We start from the raw sequence: 13,957 nt of genomic DNA, 5'->3' as shown, positions 1-13,957 counted from the left end.
GCTGTAAGAATAGCCGGTGTCTGTGATTACTCGGTTACCAAGAGCCGGTTGCCTTCGGTGCGACTGATGAATTCGGGCGCATACAAACACTGAATGGTGCTGATGCCACCGGTGTATGAACCACTCCGGGAGACAACGACCGGATATTCCAATACAAACGTACCTTGTGGCAGATGTTCGATATAGATGTTCTCGGAAAGATCTTTCGATGAACGATAATACCAGATGCCATCCCGGTATTGGCTGCCGGAAAGCGCTTGGGTTGGCTCGAAACAGCCGGCACGCAAATCTTTCAGGAATACGTATTCCATATCACGATCGGAACGGACGGTCAGACGGACGATGACTTTATCTCCGACTTTCAACGGCTGTGCTTCGGTTACCGGACGAATTTCTCTCTTACCTGATTCGTTCGTTTCCACAAACAGTTTCTTCTCTACATTCAATACGCCCTTTTGCTTCTCTACTTCGTCTAAGGGTGCAAAATACTGGATATAGATGGAACCCCAAGCCGGAGCCTTTCCGCTTTTCTGGATACGGACAACCGGACTCTTCACGGATGTAAGCTGGGTGATTGTCGGATTCACTTTCAGATAACCGGTGCCTGTCTCACCATCTGTAGTGCTCCAAGTCGCATCATTCAGGCGGATGTGGCAGACATTCGTCTCTTCTATCCACGAATTTCCCGTCAGTAACAAGGCATAGATGGCATTTTGTGTTGCCGGAACCGATTCCCAATTCTGGGTTCGCTTCTGGTTCAACAGCCATTGTTTCATCCGGTCGGTCTGTTCCTGATTCGGATCGGTCTGCTGGAAGAGAGCCATGATCAGACAATGCGTCTCAATGGCACTCCGGTTAGATGCAAACGTGTTCCGGTTGTTAGCCCAATACATACCTTTCTCGGCATGATCGGTTGCCGTCTTCCGAAACCACGCGACGATATCTTGTGTCGTTTCTTTCTTTCCATTTTGATACATGAGCCAGGCTATGGCTGCCCGGCTGTACAATCCGTATTCTTTCCAGTTCGTTTCTGCCTGCCGGGTGTAGTAACGGATGGCTTCACGGGCTTCACCCAATTCCGGAATATCCCGATATAAACTGCGGACAAACAGATATTCTACTTGTTCGTCGGTTGGAATAGCTGTAGGTTCTCCTGTTATCTTCAACAGTTGTTCGTAATCTTCCTGTATGGACTGATCCAGGAAACGAAGCGCTTTTATCTGCATTTCCTTTTCGGTCTGGTTGTATGTTACGGCATTCAACTGAATGAGTTGTGCCATACCTTTCAGAATCTGTAAGGTGATATACCGGCTGGCGGGCATACCTTTCATCCAGCTCCAGCCACCATTCGGAAGCTGTTGTTTCAGCAATTGCTGCAAGGCTTCTTCCCGTACTTGCGAAGTTCGGTTCGTATCAAACAGCAATTGTAGGCGTTGTTTCTGTTCGGTCTCGTTGGCAGCATCCAGTACCCAAGGTGTTTCTTCCAATAAAATTGTCTTCAGTTCCTCATTCTTTTCCAGGTTGGAAAGAAGCGTTTCCATATTTTCTCCGGCCGCTTTCCATTGGTCGATTACCTGTTTGATACGCGGATGAGCCTGGGCTATATAAGCAGATAACGTATTGCTGTAATAAACGCTGAACCACGACAGGATATCTTCCTGCTTCGGCTCGTTTAATGTGGATAAAGCTTGCACGACATACCAGATTGGATTACTGCTGACTTCGAAAGTGATCCGGTACGGATTCGTCAGGGCCTGTTTCGGAAGCTTGATGGCCAGTACCTTTTCATCCGTCAGGTAGAAAGGAATACTTTCCGTAATCAGTGTCTGGTTCGGGAGAACAGGCAGCAGATGCTGTTCACCGTCACTGTCGGCTGCACCGACAGCCTGAATACGACAACCCACTACACCCAGTTTATCCCAGTCTTTTACCTGGAAGTTCCATTGTATCGTTCCGGTTTCATCGGCTGTCAGCGAGAACGGCTTCTCTACCTTCAACAAGATTTCTTCGGTCTCCGGATTGAATAATTCCAGTTTAGCCTTTCCTTGGATAGCTTCCGCCATCTGGTTGATGATCTGTGTTGAGATGACGGCTTCATCTCCGTTTCGCAGGAAGCGGGGTAAATAAGGAGAAACCATGATTGGCTTACTGGTGACGGCTTCTTTCGACAGATGCCCGTATTTCATGTCTTTGGTCTGTGCCAGTAATTGAAGTTTCCAGGTAGTATTACTTTCCGGAACGGTAAAGTTGAAGGAAACATGTCCGGTCTCATCGGTCTGTAATACCGGGTAGAAGAAAGCCGTTTCGGCAAAGTTTTCCCGGAAGGAAACGGTTTCTGTCTGGGCTGGTGCCGGAGCTGCGCTGGCTTCTTCTGCCATGACGGTATTCGCACTGCTTACTTCCGGTTCACTCAATACAGCACTGTCTTCGGTTATTTGTAAGGCTTCGATAACATTGGCTGCTGATTTAGCCATCGTGCCGCGTAGCTTCAGTCCACCTGTCAAGGATCTGGTCGACGATGCCGCATAGAACCGCAGATTCTGTTGCAGCATTTCCGTCCAGGCCTGGTACATCTGGTCGTAACTGTAAGCCGGAACATCCTGCAAAGACAGTTCTGCGTATTGCGAACGGTTCTGGGTCTGGAAAGAAAGTCCGGTCTGGAAATAGTTTCTCCAGAGAGATACGTGCCGCTGAGGTGTGAAATACCAGTGGAAAGGCAGGATCTGATCTAAAGAAGCATCATACATACTGGCCAGGACTTCTGCCTGAACAGCCGAAGAATCGGCATCTACCAGCCGGAATTTCCAGTTTTCCTGACTACCCGGTAGCAGATGATCCCGGAATGTTTCCGTATGGAATGTCAGTTTCCGCTCCGGTTCTTTCCGAACGATGGAACAGCTATTACTATACAGCTTGCCACCTTTGACGAAAGAGAAAGAGGCTGTCATGCCTTCGCCATACGATTCCTGGTACAATACCGGGAATGCCCGGTTCTCATTCCGCATAGAAACGAGTTCCCGATGAATACGGGTTCCGTTGGCGGCAAAGAGTTCATATATGACGTATGCCGGACTTTCGGAAGTACCGAAATAGACATCGATGGTTTCTCCCGGAAGCGCTTCATAATTTCCTTCCGGCATCCAGGAAGATATGAATACCGGCATATGGCGATCTTGCAGACTGTATAAAATGAAATCACCTTCTGCCCTTACCGTCACGCCTTTCTGATCCATTGAATGGACTTGTAAGCGATATCGTCCGGCTGCCAGGTTCTTGAAGGCATCCGTAAGGGTTTGATCCGTAGAGAAAGGTCCGACGGCCAGGATCGAATCCGTCTCGTAAACGATTGAACCGGTTTTCGGGTCTTTCTTCTCTGCCAGTTTATAAAGGGTATAAGAACCTTGTGCCTTTACCTTTTCTCCGTTGAGGGTTTGCGCGATGACTTTCGCTTCGGCTTTTTCCTTTTCCTGCCAGTAATTGAGTTGAAGAGAAAGCACGATGCCAGCATCTCCTACTGAGAATACATACGATGTCTCCTGTGTCTCGCCTTTACTGTCGGTCAGGCGTGCCTTTACTTCATACGACTGGCAAACCGGGCGGTCGGAATCGGTTTGTTCTCTTTCCGGAACAAAGGTGAATTGGAATTGCCCTTTCTGATTAATATCGGCTGTTCCTTGGGCTACTTGTTCATAACTTTGGTTATAAGGATCAGGCATATACGCCCGTAACCAGAACGGAAGGCGGGTGATGGTCCATTCTACTTTCCCTTCTTGCAATGCTACGCCTGAGAACGATTCGGCTTTTCCTTGGATTTGAATTTCTTTTCCGAAGCTGACTTCTTCTTTTATCGGTCCGATATCCAGTCGGAACGAAGGACGTTTATATTCTTCTACGCGGAAAGAAGCAGAGGTTTTATCTGTTACCAGGGTAAAGTTTCCATTCAATCCTTGTTGAGGCAAGATGAATTCACCGTGGAAAGAACCAAAAGCATTGGTTGTAAATTCTTTCCGGGCAATTTCCTTGTAATTGGCATCACGCAGGGATACCGAAACCGTTTCACCTTCGTTGGCAGTTAACTGCTTTTTATCGTCTGTATAGACAATTCCCTTGAAGGCAACCGTTTGTCCCGGTCGGTAAATACCCCGATCTGTAAACAGGGAAACATACGTTTGCGACTTGTTGTCGGTCATCTGTCGGTATGAAGCCGAAATACCTGTCAGCAAAGCCGCTGTATCCTGAGGCAGAACCGGACGGACTGCATCAATCTGATTCCGGTTTTTAACGGCAAGCAAGGCAAATCCCTTTGCATCGGTCTTGACGGTTGCCAGTTCTTTTACTACCCATTGCAGCGTCGTGTTGTAACAGATCACCGGAATATCCGCCAGCGGTTTTCCCGTTTCAAAGTCGGTTACAAACACTTCCTGCAAGCCTTCTGCATTCGGACGATAGGTAAGAGCTAAGCGACTTACACTAAACGGCGCACGGTTTGTCAGACTTTTATCGGTTGTGGATACTTCATACATAAACAATCCCGGTTGTTCCATCGGAATAAGTAAGGTTGTGTCTTTTGTCAGCAAAGGAGAAGCTTGGGGCAAACGGACGGTCATCTCTTTGACGAGCTTTCCGTAGTAAGCCGTATTGTCTTTGCTTCCCTGACGTAAGGCCGTTACCGTAGCAGCCTTGTTTTGGTACACTTTTACCTGGAGTTCCGTTACATGCTTATAACGGATTTTGAGTTCTTGTTCTTTTCCCGGATAAACCTGGTTCTTATGCTGGATAGAGACAGAGGCCTGTTCCATCCGTTCGATGGCGTTCTTGAACTCATTGGCCCGAGGATAAGCGGCAAATGCCTGGACTTGCTGCTGGCAGAAGTCGTAAACGAGTTGGCGTACCGAATCCTGCTGGGCATTGTTCGCGTAATAATACGGTTCTTGCTGTAACCACTCCAGGCGGTTCAGCTGTATTTCCAGCTGGGATTCCGGATCAGTCGTACGAGTCAGTAAAGAGTCGAGCGACTGTTTGTACATACTTCTTGTTTTCTCTCCTTCCCGGTATTGGTATTGCAGGTAATCCAAGGCTACTAAGGTTTCAGCTTTTGGATTCGTTTGCGTCTTGCGGAATTGTAACCAAGCCTGATAATAGGCATCGTCGGCCTGTATGTCGATTGCCCGTTGCAGCAGGAAATCATATAAGGTAGGGCGCAATGTCCGGGCATCCTTTCCCTGTTTCATCACCTGGGCAAATCTTTCAGCCGGTGTGTTCTGAAGTGTCTGAACCGGAGATAAGGACTGCTTCAGTTCATCTGTTATCTTTTCTTCAAACAGATTAGATGTCCATTCCCGCATATCTTCCGGAACATAACCTTGTAGCGGCGTACGCTGGCGAATCGTCCATCCTTTCTGGTTATAGTAGGACTGATACATTTCGGCCAGCAGTGAATGTAAGAAGGCTGCGGTGGCCGAATCCTGAACCTGCCGGGTATATTCGGTCGTTTCCTGGATCAGATCCGGAAACTTATCCGCATCTTTCTCCAGTTCATCGTGCATGTGCTGTACGAGTGTCTGAATGACTTCCGATGGACTTTTATCTTTCGGAATCGAAAACCCGGAGCTTGTTTCCTGGTGGGCAGCCGCATAGTAGGCAGTTAAAGCAGCTACCGGGATCAATAGGGCGGAAAAAAATAATGCTCTTATCTTCATATCTTATATGTTTTAAGCTTCGCCATGCGCACGAAACTTGAATTGTCTTTATATATAAGATAAGAAGTAAGAGCAAAAAGTTGTAAAGAATGTGTTAAATTCAAGTAAAACTTATGCTTTGCGAACGTATGTCAGGAAAGTATAAGGATAAGTATTCTTCTCGTCTGCCGGGAATTCCTGTCTGTCTACTTCTTCCCATAAATCCCAGTTCACTACCGGGAAGAAAGCATCCGCATTTTCAAACTCATGATGTACACGGGTAATGTACATTTTGTCGGCTTTACTTAGAGCCTGACGATATACCAGAGCTCCTCCGATAATGAATATTTCGTCTTCCTTTTCACACAAATCCAAGGCGTCGCGCATGGACTCACAAGGGAAACAGTTTACGAAACCTGCTTCAGGAAGCGTAGTCAGTACTACATTTTTACGCTCTGGCAACGGACCGTTGGGCAGGGATTCGAAAGTCTTCCTTCCCATAATAATAGCATGACCAGTTGTCAATTCCTTAAAATGCTTCATGTCGGCCGGTAAATGCCACAGAAGCTGCTGATTTTTGCCAATAGCATTGTTGTCGGCTATGGCAGCGATAATAGAAATAGTACTCATAGTATAACACAATTATTATATATCCTTATTTGATCAGACAGCGACAACGCCCTTGATGTGCGGGTGTGGGTCGTAACAGATCAAATGAAAATCTTCATATTGGAAATCGAAGATACTTTTGACATCCGGGTTCAGCTCCATACGCGGAAGCGGACGAGGCTCGCGCGTCAGCTGGAGTTTTACCTGCTCCATATGGTTGGAATAGATATGGGCATCGCCTAATGTATGGACAAAATCTCCGGCTTTCAATCCGGTTACCTGCGCCATCATCTGCAATAACAGGGCATAGGAGGCAATGTTGAACGGAACGCCCAGAAAGATGTCGGCACTACGCTGATACATTTGCAGGCTCAATCGTCCGTTTGCCACATAGAATTGAAAGAAAGCATGGCAGGGCGGCAGATTCATATTCTCCAAATCTCCCACATTCCAGGCACTGACAATGATACGGCGGGAATCGGGATTGTGTTTGATCGTCTCGACAGCTTCGCTGATCTGATCAATCGATCCTCCTTTATAATCGGGCCACGAACGCCATTGATAACCATAAATGTGTCCTAAATTCCCGTCCGGATCGGCCCATTCGTTCCATATCCGCACGCCATTGTCCTGCAAATACTTTACGTTGGTATCACCTTTCAAGAACCAGAGCAATTCATAGATGATGGATTTCAGGTGAAGCTTTTTCGTTGTCAGCAACGGAAAGCCCTCTTCCAAGTTGAATCGCATCTGATGGCCGAAGATACTGGTTGTGCCCGTACCGGTACGATCTTCTTTATGAACGCCTTCTGTCAGTACACGGTTGAGCAAATCAAGATATTGTTTCATTCTATTTTTCTGCTTAATGGAACAAAGGTACTATTTATTTCTGTATTTCCGGGTGTGATGGCGGAATTCTTTCATCAGAAAGCGCCGGGATATTTCTTTTGTTGCCTGTAGATAAACTTCCGAAGGTGCCTGGAAATTCTTTAGTTCACGGCGCGGATTACTTAGTTCACGGCTTGGATTAAGTAGTTCACGTCGTGGATTACTTAGTTCACGCCGTGAACTAAAGAATTGTTCGTCTCTTTCGGATGTATTCTTGCCGGGATTTAGGAAATAAACCGGAGGCAGGAAGTATTTATTCAGCCTATATTTGTACTTTTGCAGGATAAAAAACAGGAAGATGAGTAACAAGACACAACAGATACGCATAGAAGATTACGATTATCCGCTGCCGGATGAGCGAATTGCCAAATTCCCTCTGGCAAAACGGGATGAATCGAAACTGTTATTATATAAAGACGGACAGATTTCGGAAAGTGTATTCAAGCATATAGCCGATTATTTGCCCAAGGGTTCACTGCTGGTTTACAACAATACGCGGGTTATTCAGGCAAGGCTTTTGTTTCAGAAGGCAACCGGTGCGCGGATTGAGGTATTTTGCCTGGAACCTGCCGAACCGCATGATTATGCCTTGATCTTTCAACAGACGGAACGATGCAGTTGGATTTGTCTGGTGGGAAATCTGAAGAAATGGAAAGAAGGTATTCTGACCAAGAAGGTGACTGTTCAAGGCGAGGAAGTGACGCTTTCGGCCGAAAAGAAAGAAAGTCATGGCGACAGCCACCGGATTGAATTTACCTGGGATAATCCAAAATATACGTTTGCCGACCTGCTGGATGCGGCCGGAGTTCTGCCGATTCCTCCTTATTTGCACCGGGAAACGGAAAAGAGCGATTTGGTAACCTATCAGACGGTTTATTCTAAGATAAAAGGATCGGTAGCGGCTCCGACTGCCGGTTTGCATTTTACACCCGAAGTTCTGGCGGATGTAGATGCGCATGGTATCGGCCGTGAGGAAGTAACCTTGCACGTGGGTGCCGGGACTTTCAAGCCGGTCAAGAGTGAAACCATCGAAGGGCACGAGATGCATACGGAGTTTATTTCCGTCCGTCGTTCGTCAATCGAACGTATTCAGAAGAACTTGGGAAAGATAATTGCCGTGGGAACTACTTCTGTGCGTACTTTGGAAAGTCTGTATTATATAGGAGTGAAACTGGCTTTTCATCCGGATGCTACTTCAGAAGAGCTGGTTGTGAACCAATGGATGCCTTACGAGGAGGCAAACAACCAGATTCCGGTAGCCGATGCCCTGCAGTTGATTCTGGATTATCTGGACCGACATCAGGCCGATAAGCTGGTTACGGCTACGCAGATTATTATTGCCCCGGGCTATGAGTTTAAGGTTGTCCGTGGAATCATTACGAATTTCCACCAGCCCAAGAGTACATTGCTGTTGCTGATCTCGGCTTTTGTCAAAGGGAACTGGCGGACTATCTATGATTATGCCCTCAGTCATGATTTCCGATTCTTGAGTTATGGCGACAGCTCGTTGCTGTTATAAAGAATAGTTGTGATTAAATCAGACAAGGTTTCAGTCTCTGCAAGCAGGCAGTAAGGCTGAAACCTTGTCGTTTTATGCCCTTTTTCGGTTTTATCAATAACGCTTATAGAAAAAAAGAATTTTTGTCATACCAGGCCTTTCCGACAAATCATCTACTTTTGGGGCATCAAACATTATGTATTCAACATTATCATGAAGTATTCATCAGCTATACATCCGAGCGACGAAGTGAAGAAATTCCATCGGATTCGCAATTGTATGTTTCTTTCCGGCTTATCCGTATTCGCCCAATTATATTTGTTTCAGCCCATGTTGTCAGATTTGTGTCGTTCTTTTCAGGTCGATTTGCCAACCAGCAGTCTGGCTGTATCCACTTCAACCATCGGAATGGCAACGGGTTTGTTGTTCTTTGCTTTCAAGGCCGACGCTTTTCGGCGGGAGAAACTGATGGGCATGGCTCTGCTGCTCTCTTCTTTGCTGACGATAGCCTCTTCGTTTATCACCGGATTCATGTGGCTGCTGGTCATCAACTTCATGAAAGGCTTTGCCTTATCGGGAGTATCGGCCGTCGCTTTGGCTTATCTGACCGATGAAGTAGACCGGTCGGTCATCGGACTTGCCATCAGTCTTTATTTAAGTGGCAATACCATTGGCGGAATGTCAGGTCGTGTTGCCAGCACATTGCTTTCGGGTTGGGGCGGATGGCAGTACGCAGCGGCGCTGATAGGTCTGGTCAGTTTGCTGTTAGGCTATATTTTTGTCCGGAAGATTCCGGCATCACAGCATAATATCCGTAGGAAGCTTTCCGTAAGACAGCAGGTAAATCAGATGAAGATACTCTTGGGGCAGCCTGTCTTTCTCCGGATGTATGGAATTGCCGCCCTTTCCATGGGAACTTTCGTCAGTGTTTACAATTATCTTTCCATCCTGCTGGAATCCCCTTCGTTTGGTTTGCCCCATCAGTGGGTTGCCATGATCTTTATGATGTACATAACCGGAGTAGCCGGTTCGATTGTAACCGGGACCTTGTCAGACCGGTATCGCCCGGAAGTCCTGTTACAGGCTTCGCTGCTTCTCATGTGTATAGGTCTGTCTCTGCTCTGGATTCAGCAGTTGGTCGCCATTATCGTCGGATTAGGAATCTTTACCTTTGCCTTTTTCAGTGCCCATACAATGGCAAGCCGGATTGTTTCCATCCATGCCGGCGAAGCCAAAAGCAGTGCGACCAGCATTTACTGGCTGTTTTATTATGCAGGTTCCAGTTTGTTAGGTTCGTTAACCGGCATTATTTTATCACAATACGGCTGGAATATCTTTGTCGGAGTTCTGCTTATCCTCTTGATGATGGCTTTAGCCACATCTTTTCATGCCGTATATTATCGAATGAGCTGGGCTTTGAAGAAGCTACATAGAAGCTGACAGATTTTATGAAGAGTAAAAACCAGAAATAAAAAGAAACCGTTTCAAATTTATAGTTAAGGCTGTCTCTTACGGTGAATAATGTTTATATTTGCACAATCGGGAAATCTGAAGAGGTAAATTAAGTACAGCTTTTTGAATACGGCTCTTTGATGTTAAATGAAGTTATACCTTCTTTGGATCTGAGAAAGTCAAATATGGAAAAGTATTCATATTTGAATGAAGTTGAAGCAGACTACGGCAACCCATGATTGTATGACATTATGTAAAGGATACGTGAAAGACATATCTCCTAATTGAGTCGGGATGAAAAGCCCGCCAGTAATTCCGCATTATGATTATTAACTACAAAAATGGTAAACCGGTTCGCAATGTTGAATAAGCACTGAGTTAATTCCGTTAATATGTTAATAGTGAAAAATATGGATGCAAAAGTTGAATTGAAGAGGGTAATGTTTCTCTTGGTTGGGCTGTTATGTGCCTTTTATGGTAATGCCCAAGAACGTCAGCCTATCTGGCCTGCAGACAAGATGCCGGATGCGCAGTCACATCAGATAGCTTCTATGTTGGATGAGGCAGAGAAGGCTGACTTTGATGCCGACAAACATCGGATTGCTTATCTGGAATGGTATGAAAAGCCGGATCCGGCCATAGCCAATAAGGCATGTATGGTGCTTATATCAGGTGGCGCTTATAACAGTTGTTGTGATATGAATCTGATTGAACTGTGGAAGAAAACATTCTCTGATTTAGGATTTCAATGTGTGAATCTGGTTTATCGTACGCCTCGTCCCATCGGAATACCTATTTATCAGACGGCTTGGGAAGACGGACAACGCGCAATCCGCCTTGTTAGAAGTGAAGCGGGGAAACATGGCTTTGATCCTGAAAAAATAGGGGTTATTTCCATGTCGGCAGGTTCTCATCTGGCGTTGATGTTGGCTACGAGTTCTTCTGTTCCGGCCTATGAAGCGATTGATCAGTTTGACACAATCCCTTGTCATATCAATTATGCGATTGTAAATGCACCTGCTTACGTAACAACGGATGGTGAAGCCGGAATACCTGCCTGGTTACAAGGATACGGACCTGATGTACGGCTGTCTGCTTGTTTCCGTTTTGATGATAAAACCTGTCCGATGAGTCTGCATCATGGAGGAATGGATGAATATTCTCCCAACGGCAGTACGTTGGTTTATCATAAACTGCGCAGTATGAATATACCGGCTGAATTGCATTTGTATCCTAACAAAGGGCATGGAGCTTATGGCTTAGAGCGCGGAGTCGAGTTCCTTCGCCAGATAGGTATTATGGGACCGCTTGATCAGGAGGTTGATATTATGACACGTTATGCGGGTGATGAAGACCGGAAAGAAGTAGTGAAACAAAATGTATGGCCTGACGGTAAGATGCCCAATGCACAAGAACATCAGCTGTTGCCTTATATTGAGTGGCACTTCCCCAAAGTATTAAAGACAAAGGCTATACAAATTATCTATAGTGGAGGATCGTATGAAGGCAATGATCCGAATGGGTTTGAAGTTGCTCCGGCACGTAGACTTCTCAATAAACTAGGTATGACTGTGGTTACGCTCCGTTACCGGACGCCTCGTCCTAAAGGATTATCCAAACATATAACAGCTTGGGAAGATTTGCAGCGTACAATCCGCCTTGTTCGTTCTCAGGCTGCAACTTACGGACTTGATCCGGATCAGATAGGTATAATGGGCAGTTCGGCTGGCGGACATCTTACGTTGATGGGTGTTACCTCTTCTCGACATAATTCTTACTTGCCGATAGATGAAATTGATAAACTTCCTTGTGATGTGCAATGGGGCATTGGCATCTATCCGGCTTATGTTCTTTCAGATGGCTTTGATGGGCCAAATACAAATAAGGGGAATGATGAGAATGTGACGTTAGCTCCGGAATTCAGTTTCGACCTAAGTACAGCACCGATGCTTTTCATTCATGGCGATGCCGATGTATATTCTGCCATGGGTTCGGTAAAAGTATGGGAAAAGATGCGAAGCATGGGCATTCAGTCCGAGCTTCATACCTTGGCTTTGCGCAATCACTGTTTCCAAAGCAAGGCGAGTCCTGGAACCGGAAGTTACACTTGGTTGGACCGTATTGTGGATTTTCTGAAGGAACAAAAGAAACTTGATCATGAATAAGAAATGGATGCTGGCTACTTTACTGGCTGGTTGTATCAGTCTGGGCTGGGCGGAAGAGAAAACATCTGTTCCACTGCCGAAACCGGCACAGATTACCTGGCAGGAGGCGGAGCTGACGGCTGTATTTCATTATGATCTGCATGTATTTGACGGGAAGCAATACAATCAGGAATATAACCGGATTACGCCGATTCCGGACATGAATATCTTCTATCCGGAGCAGTATGATACGGATCAGTGGATACGAAGTGCCAAAGGCATGGGTGCGAAGATTGCAATTCTGACGGCAACACATGAGACGGGCTTTGCGCTTTATCAGTCGGATGTCAATCCGTATTGCCTGAAAGCCTTGAAGTGGAAAGACGGAAAAGGAGATATTGTGCGCGACTTTGTCAATTCTTGCCGGAAGTATGGCTTGAAGCCGGGTATTTATATTGGCATCCGTTGGAATTCATTCTTAGGAGTGCATGACTTTATGATGCCGCAGGATGGAACGAAGTTTCAGGAAAACCGGCAGGCATTCTATAATAAGATGTGTGAAGGAATGACCGAAGAATTGATGTCCCGTTATGGCGATCTGGCGATTGTCTGGTATGATGGTGGCGGTCACGGACCCGAATTAGGTGGAGCTGATATTTTGCCGATAGTAGAGAAATACCAGAAGAATATTATTTTCTACCACAACAGTCAGCGGGCCGATATTCGTTGGGGCGGATCGGAGACGGGAACGGTCTCTTATCCTTGCTGGGGAACTTATCCTTTTCCTTATTCGCATTCTAAAAACCAGGATGAGATCTTTAAGGATGGCAATCATTTGCTGAAGACGGGCGATCCGAACGGCGGCTATTATATGCCGGCCATGTCGGATACTCCTTTGCGTGGTTATAATGGTCGGCATGAATGGTTCTGGGAGCCGGGCGATGAGGCACACATCTTTCCATTGGAGAACCTAATGGATATGTATGAGAAGTCGGTTGGCCGTAACTCGACCTTGATTTTAGGTTTGACTCCAGACGACCGGGGCTTGATTCCGGCTGCTGATTCCTTGCGTTTGGCTGAATTTGGGCAAGCCATTGCTCAAAAGTATGGTCATCCATTCAAACAGATGGGAGGCCAAGGCAATGAATATATACTTTCTTGGGAAAAACCGGCAGAAATAACTCATGTGGTTATGCAGGAAGATATTACGCAAGGTGAGCGGGTCCGGAAATACATACTGGAAGGAAAAGCCGGGAAGAAATGGGTCCGGCTGGCCGAAGGCAGTTGTGTCGGACACAAACGGATTGAATTATTGGAAAATCCTCCGTCGCTTTCGGCTCTTCGTTTGCGGATTGTAGAATCAGCTGATACGCCCCTTATCAAGAATCTTTCGGTATATACCAAGTAAGCCGTATCTGTTTTTTCTGAATGAATAAGTTGGCAAGGAAGAAAAGGACCTGAATCCGGTCTGTAATTCCTTGCCAATTATTGTTTTATCACGGAATAATTTAGATTCCTCCTCAGGTTATTTATTTGAAAACTTTTGACAGATTATTTGATTCACATAGGTAAATTAATTGATTCATATTGGTGAATTGATCGCATCATATTAGTGAATTAATTAATTCACTATGGTGATTTAATTAAAAATAAACGAAGAAAATAGTAAGTCTTCCCGTGAAAGACAT

At 45.9% G+C, this 13,957-nt stretch carries 7 protein-coding genes; 4 read left to right on the top strand and 3 right to left on the bottom strand.

Annotated elements, in window-relative coordinates:
• Positions 1-26: 26 nt before the first annotated feature.
• The 3 genes from NEE14_RS08685 to NEE14_RS08675 all read right to left on the bottom strand — a co-directional run bounded on the left by NEE14_RS08685 (position 27) and on the right by NEE14_RS08675 (position 7,136).
• Complete coding sequence (locus NEE14_RS08685) at positions 27-5,699, bottom strand: MG2 domain-containing protein (RefSeq protein WP_251968368.1); 5,673 nt, start codon at positions 5,697-5,699, stop codon at positions 27-29.
• A gap of 111 nt (positions 5,700-5,810) precedes the next feature.
• A complete protein-coding gene (locus NEE14_RS08680; protein ID WP_251968367.1) occupies positions 5,811-6,308 on the bottom strand; it encodes a dihydrofolate reductase in 498 nt (165 codons plus the stop codon).
• Positions 6,309-6,341: 33 nt separating this feature from the next.
• The gene (locus NEE14_RS08675) at positions 6,342-7,136 is read right to left on the bottom strand and encodes a thymidylate synthase (RefSeq protein WP_251968366.1); all 795 of its coding nucleotides are present in this window, start codon (positions 7,134-7,136) and stop codon (positions 6,342-6,344) included.
• Between the two features lie 337 nt (positions 7,137-7,473).
• Between NEE14_RS08675 and NEE14_RS08670 the strand changes: the two genes are divergently transcribed.
• The 4 genes from NEE14_RS08670 (at position 7,474) to NEE14_RS08655 (ending at position 13,677) form a co-directional block, all read left to right on the top strand.
• A complete protein-coding gene (locus tag NEE14_RS08670; protein WP_251968365.1) occupies positions 7,474-8,694 on the top strand; it encodes an S-adenosylmethionine:tRNA ribosyltransferase-isomerase in 1,221 nt (406 codons plus the stop codon).
• A 192-nt stretch (positions 8,695-8,886) separates the two neighbouring features.
• Positions 8,887-10,113, top strand: a complete 1,227-nt coding sequence (locus tag NEE14_RS08665) for an MFS transporter (protein WP_251968364.1) — start codon at positions 8,887-8,889, stop codon at positions 10,111-10,113.
• A 422-nt stretch (positions 10,114-10,535) separates the two neighbouring features.
• Complete coding sequence (locus NEE14_RS08660; protein ID WP_251968363.1) at positions 10,536-12,290, top strand: alpha/beta hydrolase; 1,755 nt, start codon at positions 10,536-10,538, stop codon at positions 12,288-12,290.
• Complete coding sequence (locus tag NEE14_RS08655; protein ID WP_251968362.1) at positions 12,283-13,677, top strand: alpha-L-fucosidase; 1,395 nt, start codon at positions 12,283-12,285, stop codon at positions 13,675-13,677. Before NEE14_RS08660 ends, NEE14_RS08655 begins: the two co-directional genes overlap by 8 nt.
• Positions 13,678-13,957: the final 280 nt, after the last annotated feature.

It is taken from the genome of Parabacteroides sp. AD58, assembly GCF_023744375.2.
GTDB lineage: Bacteria > Bacteroidota > Bacteroidia > Bacteroidales > Tannerellaceae > Parabacteroides > Parabacteroides absconsus.
Note: the sequence above shows the minus strand (reverse complement) of the source record. Positions and strands in the feature narration are given on the sequence as shown.